Raw genomic sequence first — 19,625 nt, forward strand, 5'->3', positions numbered from 1 at the left:
ATAGGTCAGTACGGGCTGGTATCAGCTCCGGGTGATGTGAGAGTATCAGTCCATGATGACGTCAGTCGACACTGAACTGATCCGGGTGCTGGCCGACCCGCTCAGGTTGCAGATCGTGACCCTGCTCGCCCGCGAGACGCTGTGCACCACTCACCTGGTGGAGGAGACCGGTGCCCGCCAGACCAACCTCTCCAACCATCTGAGAGTGCTGCGCGAGGCAGGGGTCGTGGAGACCGAGCCGTGCGGGCGCTTCACCTATTACAAGCTGCGCCCGGACGTCATCGCCCAGCTCGCCGGCCAGTTCACCGAGCTGGCCGAGAGCGCCCGCAACGCCGCCGACAACAAGAGGGCCTGCCCGTGACCCGCACCGAACCACCCGCGACGACGACGGATGACTCCTCGGTCGTCCAGAAGTTGTCCACCCTGGACCGCTTTCTCGCCGTCTGGATCCTGCTCGCCATGGCCCTCGGGCTCGGCCTCGGACGTCTGATCCCCGGCCTGAACGACGCCCTGGCCAAGGTGGAGATCGGCGGCATCTCCCTGCCGATCGCCGTCGGCCTGCTGATCATGATGTATCCGGTGCTGGCCAAGGTCCGTTACGACAAGCTCGACGCGGTCACCGGCGACAAGAAGCTGATGGTTTCGTCGCTGGTCATCAACTGGATCCTCGGCCCCGCGGTGATGTTCGCTCTCGCCTGGATCTTCCTGCCGGACCTGCCGGAGTACCGCACCGGCCTGATCATCGTCGGCCTCGCCCGCTGCATCGCCATGGTCATCATCTGGAACGACCTCGCCTGCGGCGACCGCGAGGCAGCCGCCGTCCTGGTCGCCCTGAACTCGGTCTTCCAGGTCATCGCCTTCGGCCTGCTGGGCTGGCTCTACCTCGACCTGCTGCCTGGCTGGCTGGGCCTGGGCGAGGGTGAGCACCTGGACATCTCCATGTGGAAGATCGCGTTGAACGTGGTCATCTTCCTGGGCGTCCCGCTCCTGGCTGGCTTCCTGACCCGCCGGATCGGTGAGAAGAAGCTGGGTCGCGAGCGTTACGAGTCCAAGTTCCTTCCGAAGATCGGGCCTTGGGCGCTGTACGGACTGCTGTTCACGATCGTCATCCTCTTCGCCCTGCAGGGGAAGACGATCACCTCGCAGCCGCTGGACGTCGTCCGGATCGCGCTGCCGCTGCTGGTCTACTTCGCGATCATGTTCTTCGGCACGTTCCTGCTGGGCAAGGCCATCGGCCTCGCCTACGACCGCACCGCGACCCTGGCCTTCACCGCGGCGGGCAACAACTTCGAGCTGGCCATCGCCGTCGCCATCGCCACCTTCGGCGTCACCTCCGGACAGGCACTCTCGGGCGTGGTCGGCCCGCTCATCGAAGTGCCGGTCCTGATCGCGCTCGTGTACGTCGCGCTCGCCTGGCGCAAGAAGTTCGACGCCCACGCGGTGACGACGGCCCCGTGACGCACATCGTGGATGTGGTGGTGATCGGAGGTGGCCAGGCAGGGCTCGCCGCCGGTTACCACCTTCGCCGCCAGGGCGTGGACTTCGTCATCCTCGATGCCCAGTCCACGCCAGGCGGCGCCTGGCAGCACGCCTGGGACTCGCTCCACCTGTTCTCCCCGGCAGCATTTTCGTCGCTGCCGGGGCGGCCGATGCCAGTGCAGGTGGGCGAGGTCTACCCAGGCGCCCGACACGTGGTGGAGTACCTCGCCGCGTACGAGCAGCGGTACCACCTGCCCGTCGTGCGGCCGGTGCGGGTGCGCGGCATGCACCGGGACGGTGCCTTCCTGCGGGTCGAGTCCGACAGTGGTACGTGGCGAGCCCAGGCCGTGATCTCCGCGACGGGCACGTGGTGGCGGCCGTTCTTGCCCGCCGTCCCGGGCCGCGCGGACTTCGCCGGGCGCCAGCTGCACACAGTCGAGTACCGCTCCCCGGCCGACTTCCCCGGACAGCGCGTGGTGGTGGTCGGCGGCGGCAATTCCGGTGCTCAGATCGCTGCCGACCTCGCGTACGACACCGAGCTGACCTGGGTTACCCAGCGTCCGCCCTGCTTCCTGCCCGATGACATCGACGGCCGCGCCCTGTTCGACGCGGCCACGGCCCGGCGCCGCGCGTTGGATGCGGGCACGACCGACACCGGCGGGGTCGCCTCCCTCGGCGACATCGTCGCCGTCCCGCCCGTGCGCGAAGCGCGGGATGCGGGGCTGCTCAAGGCGTCGCCCATGTTCGCCCGCCTGGAACGCGACGGCGTCGTCTGGGCCGACGGCACCCGCGCCGTGGTGGACGCGGTCATTTGGTGCACCGGCTTCCGGCCCGCCCTCTCTCACCTTGGGCCACTCCAACTCCGGGGCGCCCGTGGGTATATCGCCACTGATGGCACGCGCGCGGTCGGTGAGCCGCGCCTGCACCTGCTCGGCTACGGCGACTGGACCGGCCCCGCCTCCGCCACCCTGATAGGGGTGGGCCGGCCCGCGCGGGAAGCGGCGCGGGAGGTCGCGGCGATGTGCGCACGGAACTGACGTGACGGCCGGGCACGGTTTGTGGCTTGCTCCAGTACCGGGCGGCGGGGTGATCGTTGAAGACTGCCGGACATGACCTCGCCCCTGGCCGCCGACCCGCCCCACTCTGCGAGCAGGACGCACTCCATGCCCTTGGTGTTCGGTGCGGGAGCGGGCATCGGTGTGCTCGGCGGGATGATCGGTTTGGGCGGCGCGGAGTTCCGCCTGCCGCTGCTGATCGGCCTGTTCGGGTTCGCGGCGCTCTCCGCGGTGATCCTGAACAAGGCGATGAGCCTCGTTGTGGTCCTGGTCGCGCTGCCCGCGCGCCTGGCCGCGGTGCCCGCTTCGGAGGTGGCAGGGCACTGGCCCGTCGCGGTCAACCTGCTGGCCGGGAGTCTGCTGGGTGCGTGGGCTGGTGCGACCTGGGCGGTACGGATGCGCGGCTCCACCCTGTACAAGGTGCTGGCGGCGCTCATGGTGCTCATGGCCGTGGCCCTGCTGGCCACGCACATCTCCACCGTGGGGGCGCTTGCACTGCCGCTGTGGGCGCAGGTGCCCTGCGGTGTCGTGGCAGGTTTCGGCATCGGGGTGGTCGCCGCGATCATGGGCGTGGCCGGTGGCGAGCTGCTGATCCCGACGATCGTGCTGCTCTTCGCAGTGAACATCAAGACGGCCGGGAGCCTGTCGCTGCTGGTGTCGCTGCCGACCATGCTGGTCGCCTTCGCCCGCTACAGCCGTGACGGCGGTTTCGCGGTGCTGGGCACCAACCTCCGCTTCACCTCGGTCATGGCCGCGGGCTCGGTCGCCGGTGCACTGCTGGGTGGCCTGCTGCTCGGCGTGTTCTCCGACCTGGTGCTCATCCCCGCGCTCGCCCTGATCCTGCTCGTGTCCGCGGTCAAGCTCGCCCGCCACGACTGAGCCGCGACGCACCCCCTGACCGTCGGCGCTCAGGCTGCGGCTGGGGTGGTGGTGAGCAGCTTGCCCATCGCGGCCAGCACGGACGCCTCCACCCGGTAGTACACCCAGGTACCGCGTCGCTCGGAGGCCAGCAGCCCGGCCTCCTTGAGCTTTTTCAGATGGTGGGAGACGGTCGGCTGGGAGACGCCGACATCGGAGATGTCGCACACGCACGCCTCCCCGCCCTCGTGCGAGGCGACCGCCGAGAACAGCCGCAGCCGCACCGGGTCGCCGAGCGCCTTGAACATCTTCGCGGTCCGCTCCGCCTCCTCGGCGGTGAACGGCCGCTCGGTCAGCGGCGGGCAGCACGGCGCCACGGCCTCCGGCTCCAGCAGTGGCAGCACCTTCGTATTCGACATACGTCTATGTTTACACATGTCGAATCAGAGAGCGAGGGGCGGCGCCGTGCGCTCGCGGGCCGCCCCTGGTCGGTCGGGGTTACAGGCCGGCGGCGGCCGGGGCCTTGCGGACGTGGGCGGCCAGCGGGTCGATCACGTACTCGGCGTCCCGGCCGACGCCGCGCAGCGTGTTGGAGGCGAAGGACCGCTGGAACTCCAGGCCGAGATAGACCAGCCCAGGATGGGTGACGGAGATGCCCCCTGCGTGCAGCGGCGCACCCTGCTCGTCGAGCGCGCCGAGCTTGGTCAGGTAGTCGATGTGGGGCCTGTACCCGGTGGCGAGCAGCACCACGTCGGCCTTCTCCCGGCTCCCGTCCTGCCATATGACCGCGTCGCCGTCCAGGGCGGTGAACATCGGCCGCCGCTGAAGACTTCCGGACTCCAGGGCGTCCTGGTAGTGGCCGATGTCGAGGACGAGGGTGCCGCCGACGTAGTGGATCAGCCAGTGTGGCGGCAGGTGGTCGAAGCCGGTGGCCGTCAGCCAGTGGGTCAGGTCCTTGCCGTCGCGGATCTGCGGCAGGAAGCGGACGGGGGTGCGGGTGGCCAGGGTCACCGTGGCCACCTTGGCCAGCTCGTAGCCGACCTGGACGGCGGAGTTGCCGCCGCCCACCACCACGACACGCTTGCCCGCATACGGCTCGGGGCTGCGGTAGTCGGCGACGTGCAGCACCTCGCCGCTGAAGCCCTCTTGGCCGGGCAGCTCGGGCAGCAGCGGGTTGCCGAAGGCGCCGCTCGCCGCGACGACCCCGGCCGCACCCAGGCGGCGGCCGTCGGCGGTATGCAGGATGAAGCCGGCGCCATCGCTCTCCACGCTCTCGACGCGGGCGCGGGTGCGAATCTCCGCGTCCAGTCGGTCCGCGTAGCGGGTGAGGTAGTCCACGACCTCATCGCGGTGCGGATAGCGGTCCCCGTCCCCGCCGAACGCCAGGCCCGGCAGGGAGCTGAATCCCGCGGGCGAGAACAGCGTGAGGCTGTCGTAGTAGCCAGGCCACGACCCGTCCGGCCGCCCGGACGCCTCCAGCACCACCGGCACCAGCCCTCGCTCGCGCAGGACGTGGGCGGCGGCCAGCCCGGACTGCCCACCCCCGATGACCGCGACATCGACGTACTCCATGAACCCAACCCCTTGTTTCGATGAATGCCTATGTTGACCCTTATCGAATCAGGTGGCATCCTGGCGGCGCAAGCCATCGACAGACGTCGAAACAAAAAGGAGTCGCCGTGAACGCGCCCACCACCGAGCTGCCCGTCGTGGTCGTCGGGGCCGGCCCCATCGGCCTGGCCGCCACCGCCCACCTCGTCGAGCACGGCCTTGAGCCCCTGGTCCTGGAGGCCGGAGCGTCCGCGGGCGCCGCGGTGCGCGAGTGGGCGCACGTGCGGCTGTTCTCCACCTGGGGCGAGGTCACCGACCCGGCCGCCGAGAAGCTGCTGGCCCCCACCGGCTGGACCCGGCCCGACGCGAGCACCTACCCCTCCGGCGGCGACTGGGCCGAGCAGTACCTGCAGCCCCTCGCCGACGTCCTGGGCGAACGGCTCCGCTTCGGCGCCACCGTCACCGGCGTCTCCCGCACCGGCCGCGACCGTGTCGTCGACGCCGACCGCGAAGCCCAGCCGTTCGTCGTGCACTTCACCACCGCCGACGGCCGTGAGGAGCGCGTCTTCGCCCGCGCGGTCATCGACGCCTCCGGCACCTGGGCCACCCCGAGCCCGGCCGGCGGCAGCGGACTTGCCGCCCTGGGCGAGAAGGCGGCAGGCGAGCGCATCACCTACCGCGTCCCCGACCTCAAGGACCCTGTGGTCCGTGCCCGGTACGCGGGCAAGCGCACCGCCGTTATCGGCTCCGGCGCCTCCGCCTTCACCGCCCTCGCCTACCTCGCCGACCTGGCGCAGGCCGACGACGGGACCGGTAGCCACGCCGTGTGGATCCTGCGCCGCGGCATCTCCGGCTCCACCTTCGGCGGCGGCGAAGCCGACCAGCTCCCCGCCCGCGGGGCGCTGGGCCTGGCGGCCAAGGCCGCCGTCGACAACGGATACGCCGACGCCGTCACCGGCTTCCGCACCGAGACCATCGAACGCGACACCGACGGCCGCCTGCTGCTGATCGGTGAGGACGGCCGCCGCCTCGACGCGGTCGACGAGGTCATCGTCCTCACCGGCTTCCGCCCCGACCTCACCTTCCTGAACGAGCTGCGCCTGGGCCTGGATGAGCGACTCCAGGCCCCCGTCGAGCTCGCCCCCCTGATCGACCCCAACCAGCACTCCTGCGGCACCGTCTACCCCCACGGCCACCACGAACTTTCCCACCCCGAACAGGGCATCTACCTGGTCGGCATGAAGTCCTACGGCCGCGCCCCCACCTTCCTGGCCATGACCGGCTACGAGCAGGTCCGCTCCGTCACCGCAGCCATCGCAGGCGACCTCGAATCCGCCGACCGCGTCGAACTCACCCTCCCCGAGACCGGAGTGTGCGGCGGCGCCGGACTCTTCGACACCCCGGCCACCGACCAACCCGACGATGGCGGCTGCTGCGCCCCGGCACCCGAGCTCGTCCAGGTCGGCGTCGGCGCACCGGCCGCAGCCAGTGCCGAGGAGACGCCGGCGGGCGGCTGCTGCGGCTCGTGACCAGCCTCAACACCCCTGAGCGCGGGGTCGCGACCGGAACAGGGGACCGGTCGCGGCCCCGCGCCGCGCTGGCGGCGCTGTGCGCCACGCAGATCACCAGCTGGGGCGTCGTCTTCTACGCCTTCCCCGTACTGAACCCGCAGATCACCGCCGCCACCGGCTGGCCCACCGGGGCGACCACGGCGGCCTTCTCCGCCGCCCTGCTCGTCTCCGCGCTCGCCGGGATACACGTGGGCCGGATCCTCGACCACCGCGGCCCACGCGCCGTGATGACAGCCGGATCGGTCCTCGCCGTACTGAGCATCCTCATCGTGGCCACCGCCCCCAACCTGCCCGTCCTCATCGCCGGTTGGCTGCTCGCCGGACTCGCCATGGCCGCCACCTTCTACCAGCCCGCCTTCGCCGCCCTCACCCGCTGGTGGGCCCCCGACCACGTCCGCGCCCTCACCATCGTCACCCTCGCGGGCGGCCTCGCCTCCACCATCTTCGCCCCCGTCACCGCAGCACTCGCCGACCACATGTCGTGGCGGGCGACCTACGCCGTCCTCGCCCTGATCCTCGCCGCAGTGACCATCCCCGCCCACGCCCTCGCTCTGAACGCACCATGGCCAAAGGCACCACCCGCCCCCGACCGCATCACCGGCGACGCCGACCAGGCGGTCCGGAGCCGGTCGTTCTGGATGCTGGCCGCCGCCCTGACGCTGTCCGCTTTCAGCGTCTCCGCCGCCGTCATCGCCCTCGTACCCCTCCTGCTCGAACGCGGCTTCACCACCACCGAAGCAGCCTGGGCCCTCGGCCTCGGCGGCGCCGGACAAACCCTCGGCCGCACCCTGTACGCCGCCCTCGCCCGCCGCACCACACCCACGGCCCGCACCGCCGCGCTCATCTCACTCGGGGCAATCACCACGGCCTCACTCGCCCTCTTCCCCGGCCCCTACCCCCTGCTGGTCACCCTGTCGGTCGCCGCAGGGATGGTCCGCGGCAACCTCACCCTCCTCCAAGCCACCGCCATCACCGACCGCTGGGGCACCACCCACTACGGCCGCCTCTCCGGCATGCTCGCAGCCCCCACAACCGCCGCCTCGGCGCTCGCCCCCTTCGCTGGCGCCGCCCTGGCTGCTCCGCTCGGCGGATACCCCCGCCTCTTCGGACTTCTCGCACTCACCGCCGGACTGGCGGCCCTCGTCGCACTCGGGAGCATGCCGCGCTTCGCGCGCCGTGCGGGATGAGTCCAGTGGCCGCTCAGCCGCCGTTTGAGTCGAAGGACAGCTCACGGAAGGTGTTGCGGATATCCGTCAAGGGCTGGCGGTCGCGGGTGTAGTAGAGCTTGTTGGTCAGAAGCACTGCCCAACGTTGCTGACGAGGCGAGACCCACATGCCGGTGCCGGTGAAGCCGTAGTGGACCCAGATGTCATCCATGAGGGCGCTGCCGGGCGCGGGGTGCCAGAACAGGCCCCGTACGGGCTCCAGCTCGCCGGTCTGGATAGTCAGCGATTCGGTGGCCCAGTCGCCACCGAACCCTGCCCGGCCGGGTGCCGTGGTCGTGTCGAGCATGTAGCGCAGGAAGGCAACGAGGTCGTCCAGGACTGTGAACACGCCGGTCCCGCGACCGCGGCCCGGAGAAGGTCGTCACCGACGCGCTCGGCATCCTGCTCACCGCCGAGCGGGCGGCTCTGCTCTCCGGTCGCGACGACGAGTTCGTCGCCACGGTCCTCAAGGGCTACACCGGTAAACGCTGGAGCGAAATCGTCGGCCTGGAAACGGAGTTCGTCCGGCCCAATGCCTTCCGGGTCGAGTGGCAGCTGTACGAGCTGGATACCGGCGAGCTGGTGCGCTGCCCGCCCAAGGACGACAGTTATCGCGACATCGACTCGCCGGCTGGCTGTCGGCCCTGGTCTTCAACCACATCGCCCGCTCGAAGCCGACACCCTGCCCCTGCCACGGCAGGACGTACGTCTTCCGAGGGCAGGGCGCTGCACGCACCGGCGGCCACCGGCGCGAAGCTCGTCGATGTCGCCCGCCGTGCCGAAGTCTCCACGGGCACGGTTTCGAACGTCCGCGACCACCCCGACCGTGCACGCGTGGACACCCGCGTACGTGTCGAACTCGCCATCGCGGAGCACGGGTTCGCACGCGGAGGCGTCATGTCAGAGCACGCTGCTCACTGGCGCCGCAACGGCTTCGCGCCCTGGCTGTTCACCCCGGCGGTCTCCGGTCGGTACCCGAAGAAGGCACCCCAGGAGGCCCGGCCGGTGCCGATCCTCGGCGAGCCGTGGCCCGGCATCCCGGCCCGAGGCCGAGGCGCTGCCGCGCGGGCGGACGCCTGCTGGCTCCCGATCGCGAAGGGCCTCACGCCGCACGGCCTCCGCCACACCCACCGGACGATGATGGAGGACCTCGGCACCGAGAAGGTCCTCATGGACGAGCGCATGGGCCACATCGACGGCTCGGTCTCTGCTCGCTATGCGCACGTCACTCCAGGCATGCGCAGGCGCCTTACGGTCGGCCTTACCGAACGGTGGGAGGCGGCGCTCGATGCGCGTCGGGTCATGTGCTCGACCTCGCCAGTGCGTGTTCTCGATCGCCTGCTGAGGTCGAGGGGATAGAGCGGCTAGGAAGTCGCGAGAGGCGGGACTGTCGTTGGAACAGTCCCGCCTCGTCGTTTTGAGCTGCTAGTCGTCTGCTCCCAGCGATGGGTCAGGTCCGAAGCCGGAGACCTTCATGCGGGCGAGCCCGCCGGGTGGACTGGTCAGCATGCCGCTCACTCGGACGGGGATTCCGGCATCGTGGCAGTGCACGGCTGTGTGATAGTCGCTGTCAGCGAGGTCCATCCATACCGTGCGGCTGCGGCGTTGAATGAGCGTTTGGACCCCGACGCGCCCGGTGTCGTCATCGGGGTGGCGACTGAGGTCTGTGACCACGCCGTAGATCAAGTGCTCCCGCGTGTAGACCTTGGTCTTGAGTTGTTCGGACACCAGGTCGACGATCTCGATCGCTTCGCGGTTGAACTCAACGCGCGCTGGCGTACCTGGCGGTGGTGCAGCTACGCGGGACCAGTTGAATGCCACGTCGAGCGCACTGACGGACTCGGTGTTCACGACTTTGGCGAGGGCCTGACACAGTTCGTAGGAGACCCCCTCGCCGATGGAGTCATTGATCTCGCTGGGCGTGGGTTCGTGGTCAGCGCCTGCCATGTCTTCAAGTACGCCTAGTGCGCGAGACATCGTGGCAGTCACCCGGCGGTCGAAGAGAGTCTCCTCGACCTGGACGTCGATGTGATCCTGACGGGGTGAGTAGACGTCCTCGGGGGAGCGTGCCTGGCTGATGATGGGCACGATGTAGGAGCCGCGACGAGTCTGGCCCAGGCGAACCTCTCGCGCCTGATCACGCGCCCGAGTCGGGAAGTTCCGGAAGTGCCCTTGGCGCCGGATCGTTGCCGCGGCTGAGGCCACCCGAAGTCGTTTGGCGGAGACGAATAGTTCGTACCCGGACTCCAGCGGGATCGATCCGTCGCTCATTGATGGGTGGGAGGCCCGGAGGTCAGTGACGTCGTTGTAGACCGTGGCGATGGCGTCGTGGACTGTCTGGACGTCTTCGAACTCGACCCTTGCCAGGTCCTGGGTGAGGATCCGAGCCCTCTTGGCGAAGTCTGGTGCGCCGGGCTTCATCGGGACCAGGACGACTTCGTCCGCCGGCCCTGGAAGGCTCCACAGTTCGGCTACATCCCCGCCCGATACCGGGGCCCATCCGGTGACCTTGAGGTAGCTGCGAATCTCTTCGGGGCCAAAGTCTGGGGTGATGTCCGCCATGTCAGCTCAACCCCAGACCAGCGCTGTTGGTCATGCGACGCGCAGCATCGAACATGGTCCCCATGGCCTTCACGGTGAGCTCCTGGTGCTCAGGAAGGTGGATTGCGGTGGTGGAGCCACCAGGGGCGTGTCCCATCCCGTAGAGAGAGGACCAGTAGCCGTGGCAAGCAAGCACTATCGAATCCGGCTGGTGGACGACCCAGCGGCCGATGTCGGGCGGAACTATGAGCAGTGCAAGGTGACCAGGCGCTGAGCGCTCTGGGTCACGTAACTTGTCGTAGGTCTCAACGTCCAGGTCGAAGCTGTAGCCGCTTCTGATAGTGCGCGGGCTCTGTGTGCACTTGAGCTGGATATCGACCATGAGGCCGCGGGAACGGAGTGTGACGTCGACCCCGTCCTTGTCCACGCTCCAGTCGCAGATGGTGTACCCGCCTTGCGTTGCTAAGGCATGCACGTAAGCGCGACTGACTTGTTCCTTCTGCCAGCTTGTTGCCTCAGCAGCCATGCTTACCCCCCGGTAGCGTGATCGCGAGGATAAGTGGGATCTGCAAGTGAGGGAATACCGCGTACGCGGGCCATCTTCCGGCGCCCCTGTTGCGGGCACCTTGGTTACCGATTGGCGAACGCACAGGTTCAGCGGCGTGAGGGCTGATGTGCGCTGGGTGCGAGATGCAGGACCGTCTGGGAGACCCCAACCAAGATCTTCTCCCAGTTTTCTCCCAAACGATCACCGGAGACGCAGCAAGGGCCTGACCCTCAGAGAGGATCAGGCCCTTGACCTGGTATTTCAGCTGTCGGGGTGGCGGGATTTGAACCCACGACCTCTTCGTCCCGAAGCAATTCGATCACTCGTTCCGGGGCTGGTCGGTATCCCGGTGACCTGCGGATACGGTCCCTGAACGTCCGTGGTTGTTCGCGTCAGTACGTCGTCGTTGTAGCTCAGTTAGACACTCAGCCGGAGCGCAGAGATCTGAAGGGAAGACGCCTCCGGCGCCTGCGACCTACCAGGGTCGGCTTCGCCGACGGGCTGCAACATCCGAGGGTGTTGCAGCCGTCTGTGACCGGACACCCCGGACACCGGAACTTTGGGCTGTCCGGCCTGTTTGTGCAGGTGAGAGAGCTAACCGGACAGCCGGACAGGTGGGACACTATGTGTTCGACCGCCGGGGTAGTGGGACGCTGGTAGGGGAAGCCCGTCACGTAACTGGAAGGGGAGGCCACGTGCCGCAGGGCAGTCCAAGAGGTACGTACTTGGAGGTCTCTGATTCTCTGCGCCGGAAGATCAAGGATGGTGAGATCACCGAGGGTCTGAAGTCTCAAGCAGAGCTCATGAGCGCCTACGGCGTGAGCCGCAGCACCATCGAGCGTGCCCTCAACGTGCTCAAGAGTGAGGGACTGATCGAATCCGTACAGGGGGCCGGTTGGTACGTGACGGGGAGCGGTGACCGGCGCCCGTTGGTCGAGAAGGTGACCGACCTCTTGCGGGCCAAGGGGGTCAAGGTCGGGGACCACTTCCCCACCGAGAAGGAACTGTGCAGACGGTTTGGCGCATCGCGGACCGCTGTCCGTTCTGCCATTGCACAGATGGAAGGCCAAGGGCTCATCGGCAAGGGGGCGACCCGGGGGCGGGAAGTCCGCGCTCTGCCCGGCGGACAGGGGGAACAGACGGCATGACGACGAGTGAACGCACCGTGTTCGACGCGGATGCGGCAGAGGGCATCCTGCGACGGGCCTGCGCCCTCGCCGATGTGGACCCAGACGGCATCAAGATGCTTCGGTTCGGGGACCACGCCGTGTTCCGTATCGACGGGGGCCGGATCGTCTCACGTGTGGGGCGTAGTCCCGACCGGCTGCCGTCGGTGCGCAGGGAGGTAGCCGTAGCCGGATGGCTCGCGACCGAGGGGTACCCGGCGGCGCGACTCGTCACAGAGGCCGAACAGCCCGTCGTCGTCAACGGTCACCCTGTGACCTTCTGGGAAGGGCTCGCCGACGGCGACACGTACGCCAGTACGCGCGAGATGGGCGAACTACTGCGGCGGCTCCACGAATTGGTGGCGCCGCCCTTCTCTCTGCCTTCGCTTCAGCCGTTCGACAAGGTCGCACAGCGTTTGGAGCGTGCCGTCATCCCGGCTAGAACCCGCGGGTATCTGGTCTCTCTGGCAGAGGAGTTGGCGAGCGACTACGACGGTCTACGGTTCGCTCTTCCGGCGGGGCCGCTTCACGGAGACTTCAACATCGGCAACGTCCTGCGAGACGCTGCCGGACGCCCAAAGGTCATCGACCTGGACGGCTTCGTCACGGGCCCGCGCGAGTGGGACCTCATGCAGACGGCGATGTACTACGACAGCTTCGGGTGGCACACAGAGGCCGAGTACGTGGACTTCGCCGACGGGTACGGCTTCGACGTTCGGCAGTGGTCCGGGTACGGCGTGCTCCGCGGCGTCCGCGAACTGCTCATGGTCACGTGGCTCTCGCAGAACGCCGGCACAAATTCGCGTGCTGCCGAGGAAGTGGAGAAGCGCGTAGAGACCCTGCGTTCAGGTGGCTCGCGCCGCGACTGGGCACCGTTCTAGGACTCCGGCCCGACCTGTTGCCAGAGGCGGAAGCCGCGGGCCTCTTCCGTGAAATCGCGGAACTCCGCGGCCCGCTTCATGGCGTCCGTGACGCGCCCCTGGAACTCTCGTACGTACTGCACGCAGCGCGCCGACTTCAGCCCTTCGCCGAGTTGCAGAGCGCTCAGCGCTATCTCGAAGCCCCGGCTGGCCTCGCCTTGGTTGATGTACGCCTCTGCCTGCACCATGGTCGCGAAGAAGTCGCTGCGATTGTTCAGGCCGTCGCCGAAGATGGAGCCCGCACCCCGCTCTGTGGCCTGTACAGAGCGCCCCAGGTCGCGGAAGCAGTGCCCGAACTCGGCTGCCAACTCCACTTCGTCGAAGTACGCGATGTACGCCGGATCGCTGTCCGGGGTGCGCAGGCTGAGCTGACGTTCCGCCTCGGTCAGGGCGAGGTCGCATCCGCGTTCGTCGCCCAAGCGAGCCAAGGCCCGTGCCTCCATCGCGCGGAACTGTGCGGCCATCGTCGGCGTGAGGCTCGCGGCCGGGCCCGTGAGCGCAGCGCGGGCCAGAGTCGCAGCCTCGCGGTAGCGCCCGACGAAGGTGGCCTGATGGCTCATCGCGGAGAGAACGCTCCCGCCGAGTAGCCGGTCACCGGCTGCCTGCGTCATGCGCAGGGCCTGAATGAAGTAGCGCTGGGCTATGCCGTGCAAGCCGCTGTCGTACGACATCCAACCGGCGAGCAAGAGTGCTTCGGCCACTGCCGAGTGGAGTTGTTTGCCCACGGTGTCGGAGTACTTGCCGTCGAGCATGGGGCGTACGTCCGTGTGCAGATACTGAATCAGCGCGCGTCGCGCGTGGCCCCCGCCGAACTTGCCGTCGAGCATGCTGAACGCGTCGGCAGTTGAGCGCACCATGTCGACGTCTACGACCCCGACGGACCGGTTGCCCGACCGCGTGAGTTCGCCGTCCGGCGGAGAGACGAGCCAGCGCACGGACGCTTCGTTCCACGCGGCTGAGTCCGGCAGCGCCCGAACCAGCGGCTCGGCTTCGGCGAGATCGGCACGCCAGAGGTCGGCCACGGTAGCGGTGACCGACTCGGGACGATCCGCGAAGTCGAGGCCCAAGCCAGGCTGTATGGCGGTGACTGCCGCGTCGCCCATCCCGATGTCATCGATCGTGAGTTGGCGCCCCAGCTTGCGGCCGATGGCATCGGCGATGAAGCGCGGCATGTCACCGCGCGGGATGGAGCCCTTGAGCCACCTGCTGACGTAGGTGTGATCACAGGTGATGTCCGCACCGGAGCGGGCCGCAGCGACGACCACCGCACGGGCGAGCGACTTGTGTGAGAAGCCGCCCTCATCCATGAGGGCGGCCAGTCTGGCGTTCCGGTCTGCCATGGATCCCCCAGAAACGGCCGAAGTCCCAGCTTGACTCATCGTCACTCTACGCAGGTCAGGCCAGGTGTGCAGAGGGTTCGCACGTCGGAGTGCACGAGTGCACCCCCAAGTGCACGCTCCCGAAGTCCCTTCCCCTTGGCGATGGTTGAGTCACCGCCGCGGGACAGGGGCGGTTCCGAGATCGAAAAGCCGGAGCGCTTGACGACGCGGAATCAATCTGTCAGCGTGAGTGGTAGGTAATACACACCACGCTTTCAGAGGTGGTGATGCTGCGGCGCCGGGACTCCCCAGCAAGGTCGCCCGACGCCGTGGTTCTCCCTGTTCCTTCGACTCAGGAGAACGTCTATGCGCACGTACATTGGCCGCCAAAAGGCCGTATCCGCTGAGGACTTCGTGGAACTGGCCCTCGGTACCCCGGTTGAGCTGTGGCTCGGGGTTGAGGGGGAGAGCGAGATGGAGCGCGCGGCGCGTCTCGATGCGGCCCGCGACATCCTCGCCGAGAATCCCGGCATGCCGGACGACGCGATCCGCATCGCCGCCGAGGCGATCGAGGTGCACGCGCCGGAGCTGTTCAACGTCGTCCCGCTCGCCCGGCCGGCGGCCCGGCGCCGCAGCGCCCGTAAGGGGGTAGCGGCATGACCGCGAACCCCACCAACTCGGTTTCCCCGAGCGGCCTTCCGCTCCTGTTCATCACGGTCGGCGCGCTGGCGCTGATCCTGGGTACGACGTTCCAGGCCGTGAACGGCACGCAGGTGTGGCGCTGGGTCATCGTGGCTGGCGCCGCCAGCCAGTTCGCAGGTTGGGTGCTGTACGGCCGGCGGATGCGGGGTGGTCGGCGATGACCACCACCGAGACGAAGCCGCAGGTTCCGCCGTTGTCCCGCCCGGAGCTGTGGTTGTTGGGTGCGGTCGCCGTACTCGCGGCCGGAGTGGGCGGGCTCGGCCTGGCATCTTCCTTCGAGGCCGTGTCCGAGGCCGGGGCCCGCTGGGGGTTCGCGTCCCCGTGGATGCTCCCGGTCGGTATCGACACCGCGATCCCGGTGTTCACCGCCGCGTTCCTGCTGCTGATCCGCACGGACATGCCGCTCGGCTGGGTGCGGTTCGTGCCCTGGGCGTTGACCGGGGTGACGTGCTGGCTGAACGTCGCGGCCGGACACTCGCTGTCCGCCAAGCTGGCGCACGGCACGATGCCGCTGCTGTGGGTGGTCCTCTCCGAGGTCGCCGCCCACGTCTACGCCTCCCGAATCGGCGCCGTGACCGGGCGACGGATGGAGAAGATCCGCCGCTCGCGCTGGCTCCTTGCGCCTCTGTCCACGTTCGCACTTTGGCGGCGGATGACGCTGTGGGAGGTCACCTCCTACTCCGAGGCTCTGGGCCGGGAGCGGGAACGGCAGTTGGCCCGCGCGGGCCTGCGCGAGCAACACGGCAGGCGGTGGCGCTCCAAGACCCCGCGCCCCGAGCGAGTGCTCCTCAAGCTCGGGGAACTGGCCCCGGCCGGTGAGGAGCTTCCGCCTCCGCCAGCCGAGGAGAAGCCCGCCGGGGCGAAGGACCCGACCCCCAAGGCGCCGCGGAAGCGCGCTCCCAAGGGCAAGGCGACCAAGGCGCCTAGGACCCCGGCGGAACTGCTCACCGAGGCCCGGAAGGCCACCGCCGAGTGGGCGGATGACGCGGTCAACGCCGAGGCGATCCGCACCACGCTGCACTGCTCGGCCGCCAACTCCCGCGTTCTGCGTGACCTGCTGCTGAGCGAGCGCGCCGAGAGCCGGACGCTGCACTCGGTGTCCGGCGCCGAGGGGACGCCCGGGGAGGTGGCGGCATGACAGCGCCACGTCTTCGCGTGCTCTCGCTGGGGGCAGGCGTGCAGTCCACTGCGCTGCTGTTGCTCGCAGCCGAGGGGCGGTTGCCGAAGTGGGATGCGGCGATCTTCGCTGACACCGGCTGGGAGCCCGAGCGCGTCTATGCCCACCTGGACCGGTTGGAGCGCGAGGTTGCCCGGCCTGCGGGTATCCCGGTCTATCGGGTGCGGGTGTCGGCCACGGACGGGCCGACCAGGATCAGCGGCGACCTTCGATCGGACTCTCTTGATCCGAGCTCGTGGGTGCGGATGCCGGTGTTCGTCGCGACCCAGACGGGGGAGCGGGCAGCCCCGGTACGGCGCCAGTGCACGGAGGAGTACAAGGTCCGTCCGATCAAGGCGCTTGTGCGGGAGCTGCTCGGCTACCCGCACCCACAGTCGGTACCGGCCGGGGTGGTGGCCGATCAGGCGATCGGGATCAGTCGGGATGAGTTCGAGCGCGCCAAGGACGCTCAGGTGCGCTACCTGCACAACATCTTCCCGCTGCTCGAACTCGACGGCGCCGCGGACGGTCGGGAGGGATGGACCCGCACGGACTGCGTGCGCTACCTGCGCTCGCACGGCTGGGGAGAGACCCCGAAATCCGCGTGCATCGGCTGCCCGTTCCACGGCAACCGGGCCTGGCGCGAGCTGCGCGACGACTACCCGACCGAGTGGGCCGATGCCGTCGACTTCGACCGCCAGCTCCGGGAAATCCCGCACCGCGGCATCAAGGCCAAGCCCTACCTGCACCGCAGCCTTCTGCCGCTCGATCAAGCCCCCATCGATCAGGTCACGCGCTCCGAGTGGGCCGATCGCCAAGGCGACCTCTTCGACGAGGCCGCCGATGCGGAAGTCGAGGACGGCGCCGCGCTGGGCTGCTCCCCGTGGTCGTGCCGCGGAGAGGAGACAGTGGCATGAGTGCACCGATCGTGGCCGCGGCCCTGTTCAACACGGTGATGGAGTCCGCCGGCCGCCGCTGCCAGTGTGCGGGCGAGTGCGGCAACCTTCACGCCAAGGGCAAGGGGCGCTGCCCGCACGAGCACGACGGCTACACCAGCAAGCACGGCCGCCGGGTCCGCCTCATCGCGGCCTCCGCCGACCCGCTCGCGTCCGCCGTCGCCGCGGCCGGGCTCTCGGCCAAGCAGTTGCGGGCCTGGTGCCCGGACTGCCTCACCGCCGCCGCCCGCGCGGCCAAGCGGCAACTCCCCACCACTTCTACGGATCAGTGCGGCCTGTTCGACCTGTAGTCGACGGGGCCCGGTCTCAACCGACCAAAGCAGCGGCCGGGCCCCGCCACCCTCCATCCCTGGAAGGAAGTCTCAGTGAATCACCCCGACGACAACGAGCTGTTCAAGCGGCTCGAAGCCGAGATGACTACCGACCCCAAGGGCGACGTGGTCGACCTGGACAAGGCCCGCACCGCGCGTGCCGAGTCGGCCGACCCGAAGCCGACCGAGTCGGGCGACTCCCGCCCCGACGCGTCGGCCGACCCGGACGCCACGGAGTCGGGCGACGGCGCGCCGACTCTGGTCGACCGCCGCACCCCGACCGAGTCGGGCCCCGGACTCATCGACCGACTGCGCAACTCCAAGCGCCTGGATGTGATCCCGGCATGGGCGAAGTCGGCCGCAGAGTTCAAGGAAGCGATGGGCTGGCTGGCCGGACACACCGGCCACACCCTCGCCTTCCACGCGATCCGCGTCCCGTTCCTCTACCTGCCCAAGCTCGTATGGCGCTCCCCGAAGGGCCTGCTCAACACCCTCGGTCGGGTCGGCCGCTGGGCCGTGGACGCCGAGGGCGACCCGCTGCGGCAGGCCGAGGCCCGGCGCGAGAACACCGAGCTGTACCTCAAGCTGTCCAAGCAGCGCGACCGCCGCGTCCGCCTGCGCATGGTCCTGGCCATCGTCGGCGCCGTGTTCGCGCTGGCCACCACGTTGTTCCTGCTGTTCGGCGCCGCCCCGCTGACCCAGTTCATCGCGTCCGTGCTGGCGGTGCTCGGGTTCGGGCTCGCGGGGGCGCCGGCCGATGCGCCGCTCGCCACCCGCGCGGTGGTGAAGACCGAGGTGCAGAAGCTGACCGGCGACATCGTGGTCAAGGCCATGGCGTCCATCGGCATCGGCCAGATCGCGAGTGCGGTCGCCAAGGGCGGTGACGGCATCAAGTTCGTCTCCCCGATCACCCGCGAGGGACCGGGATGGCGCGCCGACATCGACCTCCCCCTTGGCGTCACGGTCGCCGACGTCGCCGACCGGCGCGGCCGACTCGCCTCCGGCCTGAGGCGTCCCCTCGGGTGCGTGTGGCCCGACGCCGACCCCGACGAGCACGAGGGACGGCTCATTCTCTGGGTCGGGGACCGGGACCTGTCCAAGACCGGCATCGTGAAGTGGCAGCTCGCGAACGCCCGTCGGCATGACATCTTCAAGCGGATCCCGTTCGGAATCGACCCTCGCGGCCGGGCTCAGTCGGTGCCGATGATTCAGCACAACGTGCTGGTCGGGTCACTGCCCGGCCAGGGCAAGACCTCCTCCGTGCGAGTGCTGGCCTGCGGCGCCGCCCTGGATCCGACCGTGGAACTGTGGCTGCACGAGAACAAGGGCACCGGCGACCTGGACGAGCTTGAATGCGTCTCCCACCGGTTCGTGTCCGGCATCGACGACGACTCCATCAAGTACTCCGCAGACTCCCTCAAGTTGCTGCGCGAGGAAGTCATGCGCCGCGCCGCCGTTCTCAAGAAGCTGCCGCGCGACCTGTGCCCGGACAAGCGCATCACCCGCCAGATCGCCGACAAGCGCTCACTGAAGCTGTGGCCGCTGCTCGCCGTCTTCGACGAATGCCAGAACCTGTTCGCCCACTCCAAGTACGGCAAACAGGCCGGTGAGGACGCCGAGTTCATCATCAAGCTCGGGCGTGCCCTCGGTGTCATGCTCGTGCTGGCCACGCAGCGGCCGGACAAGGAGAGCCTGCCGACCGGGATCAGCGGCAATGTCTCCATCCGCTTCGCCCTCAAGGTTGCGGGCCAGGTCGAGAACGACATGATCCTTGGCACGTCCGCGTACAAGAACGGCGTGCGCGCCACCTCCTTCCGCCCGGAGATCGACGCAGGTAACGGCTACCTCGCCGGGGCCACCGCGCTGCCGGTCGTGGTGCGTACCGCCTACATGGACGACAACGCCACCCACGCCATCGCCCAGCGCGCGCACGCGCTGCGCAAGGCCGAGGGGACGCTGTCCGGGCACGCGCTCGGGGAGGACACCGGGGCGGCGGCCGGGCCGTCGTACGACCTGCTCGCCGACGTCGCCGCGGTCGTGCCCGTGGCCGAGGAGCGGGTGTGGAACGAGCGGATCGCCGCCCGTCTCGCCGAACTGCGGCCCGAGGTCTACGGCGGGTGGAAGGGCGAGAACGTCACCTCCGCGCTCAAGCCGCACGGCATCACCACCCGCGGCGTGGCCGGGACGACCGACGAGGGAGAGCGCACCACCCGGCGCGGCATCGTCCGCGCCGACCTCACCACCGCGATCGCGGAGCGTGACGGAAACCGGGGCGCGGCCTGACCCCG

The 19,625-nt window shown here is 69.1% G+C and carries 19 protein-coding genes and 2 pseudogenes; 15 read left to right on the top strand and 6 right to left on the bottom strand.

All coding sequences use genetic code 11. The features are described 5' to 3' along the window. Window positions 1–52 precede the first annotated feature (52 nt). The 4 genes from ACWDZ7_RS18765 (at window position 53) to ACWDZ7_RS18780 (ending at window position 3,413) form a co-directional block, all read left to right on the top strand. Window positions 53–361: an ArsR/SmtB family transcription factor gene (locus tag ACWDZ7_RS18765; RefSeq protein WP_451798199.1), complete on the top strand. Its 309-nt coding sequence runs from the start codon at window positions 53–55 to the stop codon at window positions 359–361. Continuing rightward, entirely contained in the window at window positions 358–1,458 is a 1,101-nt protein-coding gene (arsB, locus tag ACWDZ7_RS18770) for an ACR3 family arsenite efflux transporter (RefSeq protein ID WP_451798200.1), read from the top strand. Before ACWDZ7_RS18765 ends, arsB begins: the two co-directional genes overlap by 4 nt. Continuing rightward, on the top strand, window positions 1,455–2,516 hold the full coding sequence (locus tag ACWDZ7_RS18775) for an ArsO family NAD(P)H-dependent flavin-containing monooxygenase (protein WP_451798201.1): 1,062 nt from the start codon (window positions 1,455–1,457) through the stop codon (window positions 2,514–2,516). Before arsB ends, ACWDZ7_RS18775 begins: the two co-directional genes overlap by 4 nt. Window positions 2,517–2,588: 72 nt before the next feature. Further along, a complete protein-coding gene (locus tag ACWDZ7_RS18780; RefSeq protein ID WP_451798203.1) occupies window positions 2,589–3,413 on the top strand; it encodes a sulfite exporter TauE/SafE family protein in 825 nt (274 codons plus the stop codon). A gap of 29 nt (window positions 3,414–3,442) precedes the next feature. Here the strand turns inward: ACWDZ7_RS18780 and ACWDZ7_RS18785 are convergent, their stop codons facing one another. Further along, on the bottom strand, window positions 3,443–3,811 hold the full coding sequence (locus ACWDZ7_RS18785; RefSeq protein ID WP_451798204.1) for an ArsR/SmtB family transcription factor: 369 nt from the start codon (window positions 3,809–3,811) through the stop codon (window positions 3,443–3,445). Between the two features lie 79 nt (window positions 3,812–3,890). Then, the gene (locus ACWDZ7_RS18790; RefSeq protein WP_451798205.1) at window positions 3,891–4,964 is read right to left on the bottom strand and encodes a flavin-containing monooxygenase; all 1,074 of its coding nucleotides are present in this window, start codon (window positions 4,962–4,964) and stop codon (window positions 3,891–3,893) included. Between the two features lie 107 nt (window positions 4,965–5,071). On the opposite strand from ACWDZ7_RS18790, the gene ACWDZ7_RS18795 reads away from it, so the two are divergent. Together ACWDZ7_RS18795 and ACWDZ7_RS18800 are read left to right on the top strand one after the other, a co-directional pair. After that, window positions 5,072–6,472 (top strand): NAD(P)-binding domain-containing protein, encoded by a 1,401-nt coding sequence (locus ACWDZ7_RS18795; protein ID WP_451798206.1) that lies wholly within the window; start codon window positions 5,072–5,074, stop codon window positions 6,470–6,472. Beyond that, on the top strand, window positions 6,469–7,701 hold the full coding sequence (locus ACWDZ7_RS18800) for an MFS transporter (RefSeq protein ID WP_451798208.1): 1,233 nt from the start codon (window positions 6,469–6,471) through the stop codon (window positions 7,699–7,701). Before ACWDZ7_RS18795 ends, ACWDZ7_RS18800 begins: the two co-directional genes overlap by 4 nt. Window positions 7,702–7,714: 13 nt before the next feature. Here the strand turns inward: ACWDZ7_RS18800 and ACWDZ7_RS18805 are convergent. Continuing rightward, window positions 7,715–8,071: pseudogene (locus ACWDZ7_RS18805) on the bottom strand (serine hydrolase domain-containing protein); the annotation flags it as partial. Between ACWDZ7_RS18805 and ACWDZ7_RS18810 the strand changes: the two are divergent. Beyond that, a pseudogene (locus tag ACWDZ7_RS18810) lies at window positions 8,071–9,078 on the top strand (LacI family DNA-binding transcriptional regulator); the annotation flags it as partial. The pseudogenes ACWDZ7_RS18805 and ACWDZ7_RS18810 overlap by 1 nt on opposite strands. A 66-nt stretch (window positions 9,079–9,144) precedes the next feature. Here the strand turns inward: ACWDZ7_RS18810 and ACWDZ7_RS18815 are convergent. Together ACWDZ7_RS18815 and ACWDZ7_RS18820 are read right to left on the bottom strand one after the other, a co-directional pair. Further along, window positions 9,145–10,281, bottom strand: a complete 1,137-nt coding sequence (locus tag ACWDZ7_RS18815) for a hypothetical protein (RefSeq protein ID WP_451798209.1) — start codon at window positions 10,279–10,281, stop codon at window positions 9,145–9,147. Between the two features lies 1 nt (window position 10,282). After that, window positions 10,283–10,786 carry a DUF4365 domain-containing protein gene (locus ACWDZ7_RS18820; RefSeq protein WP_451798211.1) on the bottom strand — a complete coding sequence of 168 codons (504 nt, stop codon included), beginning with the start codon at window positions 10,784–10,786 and terminating at the stop codon, window positions 10,283–10,285. Window positions 10,787–11,502: 716 nt separating this feature from the next. On the opposite strand from ACWDZ7_RS18820, the gene ACWDZ7_RS18825 reads away from it, so the two are divergent. Both ACWDZ7_RS18825 and ACWDZ7_RS18830 read left to right on the top strand, forming a co-directional pair. Further along, the gene (locus ACWDZ7_RS18825; protein WP_451798213.1) at window positions 11,503–11,955 is read left to right on the top strand and encodes a GntR family transcriptional regulator; all 453 of its coding nucleotides are present in this window, start codon (window positions 11,503–11,505) and stop codon (window positions 11,953–11,955) included. Then, window positions 11,952–12,854 carry a phosphotransferase enzyme family protein gene (locus ACWDZ7_RS18830; protein WP_451798215.1) on the top strand — a complete coding sequence of 301 codons (903 nt, stop codon included), beginning with the start codon at window positions 11,952–11,954 and terminating at the stop codon, window positions 12,852–12,854. Before ACWDZ7_RS18825 ends, ACWDZ7_RS18830 begins: the two co-directional genes overlap by 4 nt. Here the strand turns inward: ACWDZ7_RS18830 and ACWDZ7_RS18835 are convergent. Beyond that, the gene (locus ACWDZ7_RS18835) at window positions 12,851–14,065 is read right to left on the bottom strand and encodes a hypothetical protein (protein WP_451798216.1); all 1,215 of its coding nucleotides are present in this window, start codon (window positions 14,063–14,065) and stop codon (window positions 12,851–12,853) included. The genes ACWDZ7_RS18830 and ACWDZ7_RS18835 overlap by 4 nt on opposite strands. Window positions 14,066–14,578: 513 nt before the next feature. Between ACWDZ7_RS18835 and ACWDZ7_RS18840 the strand changes: the two genes are divergently transcribed. The 6 genes from ACWDZ7_RS18840 to ACWDZ7_RS18865 all read left to right on the top strand — a co-directional run bounded on the left by ACWDZ7_RS18840 (window position 14,579) and on the right by ACWDZ7_RS18865 (window position 19,620). Then, window positions 14,579–14,872 (top strand): hypothetical protein, encoded by a 294-nt coding sequence (locus ACWDZ7_RS18840; RefSeq protein WP_451798218.1) that lies wholly within the window; start codon window positions 14,579–14,581, stop codon window positions 14,870–14,872. Then, window positions 14,869–15,075, top strand: coding sequence for a hypothetical protein (locus tag ACWDZ7_RS18845; protein ID WP_451798220.1), 207 nt, complete (start codon window positions 14,869–14,871; stop codon window positions 15,073–15,075). The genes ACWDZ7_RS18840 and ACWDZ7_RS18845 overlap by 4 nt, the downstream gene beginning before the upstream one ends. Next, window positions 15,072–16,052 (top strand): DUF2637 domain-containing protein, encoded by a 981-nt coding sequence (locus ACWDZ7_RS18850; protein ID WP_451798222.1) that lies wholly within the window; start codon window positions 15,072–15,074, stop codon window positions 16,050–16,052. Before ACWDZ7_RS18845 ends, ACWDZ7_RS18850 begins: the two co-directional genes overlap by 4 nt. Then, on the top strand, window positions 16,049–16,987 hold the full coding sequence (locus ACWDZ7_RS18855) for a hypothetical protein (RefSeq protein ID WP_451798223.1): 939 nt from the start codon (window positions 16,049–16,051) through the stop codon (window positions 16,985–16,987). Before ACWDZ7_RS18850 ends, ACWDZ7_RS18855 begins: the two co-directional genes overlap by 4 nt. Continuing rightward, complete coding sequence (locus tag ACWDZ7_RS18860) at window positions 16,984–17,316, top strand: hypothetical protein (RefSeq protein ID WP_451798224.1); 333 nt, start codon at window positions 16,984–16,986, stop codon at window positions 17,314–17,316. Before ACWDZ7_RS18855 ends, ACWDZ7_RS18860 begins: the two co-directional genes overlap by 4 nt. Before the next feature lie 75 nt (window positions 17,317–17,391). Then, entirely contained in the window at window positions 17,392–19,620 is a 2,229-nt protein-coding gene (locus ACWDZ7_RS18865) for an FtsK/SpoIIIE domain-containing protein (protein WP_451798226.1), read from the top strand. Window positions 19,621–19,625: the final 5 nt, after the last annotated feature.

This window comes from Streptomyces sp. NPDC003032 (assembly GCF_053591415.1).

Excerpts from the sequence above, each read along its gene's own strand:
- ACWDZ7_RS18765 (WP_451798199.1), top strand. The coding sequence starts at position 53 with ATGATGACGTCAGTCGACACTGAACTGATCCGGGTGCTGGCCGACCCG.
- ACWDZ7_RS18780 (WP_451798203.1), top strand. The coding sequence starts at position 2,589 with ATGACCTCGCCCCTGGCCGCCGACCCGCCCCACTCTGCGAGCAGGACG.
- ACWDZ7_RS18785 (WP_451798204.1), bottom strand. The coding sequence starts at position 3,811 with ATGTCGAATACGAAGGTGCTGCCACTGCTGGAGCCGGAGGCCGTGGCG.
- ACWDZ7_RS18790 (WP_451798205.1), bottom strand. The coding sequence starts at position 4,964 with ATGGAGTACGTCGATGTCGCGGTCATCGGGGGTGGGCAGTCCGGGCTG.
- ACWDZ7_RS18815 (WP_451798209.1), bottom strand. The coding sequence starts at position 10,281 with ATGGCGGACATCACCCCAGACTTTGGCCCCGAAGAGATTCGCAGCTAC.
- ACWDZ7_RS18820 (WP_451798211.1), bottom strand. The coding sequence starts at position 10,786 with ATGGCTGCTGAGGCAACAAGCTGGCAGAAGGAACAAGTCAGTCGCGCT.
- ACWDZ7_RS18830 (WP_451798215.1), top strand. The coding sequence starts at position 11,952 with ATGACGACGAGTGAACGCACCGTGTTCGACGCGGATGCGGCAGAGGGC.
- ACWDZ7_RS18835 (WP_451798216.1), bottom strand. The coding sequence starts at position 14,065 with ATGCCGCGCTTCATCGCCGATGCCATCGGCCGCAAGCTGGGGCGCCAA.
- ACWDZ7_RS18840 (WP_451798218.1), top strand. The coding sequence starts at position 14,579 with ATGCGCACGTACATTGGCCGCCAAAAGGCCGTATCCGCTGAGGACTTC.
- ACWDZ7_RS18845 (WP_451798220.1), top strand. The coding sequence starts at position 14,869 with ATGACCGCGAACCCCACCAACTCGGTTTCCCCGAGCGGCCTTCCGCTC.
- ACWDZ7_RS18850 (WP_451798222.1), top strand. The coding sequence starts at position 15,072 with ATGACCACCACCGAGACGAAGCCGCAGGTTCCGCCGTTGTCCCGCCCG.
- ACWDZ7_RS18855 (WP_451798223.1), top strand. The coding sequence starts at position 16,049 with ATGACAGCGCCACGTCTTCGCGTGCTCTCGCTGGGGGCAGGCGTGCAG.
- ACWDZ7_RS18860 (WP_451798224.1), top strand. The coding sequence starts at position 16,984 with ATGAGTGCACCGATCGTGGCCGCGGCCCTGTTCAACACGGTGATGGAG.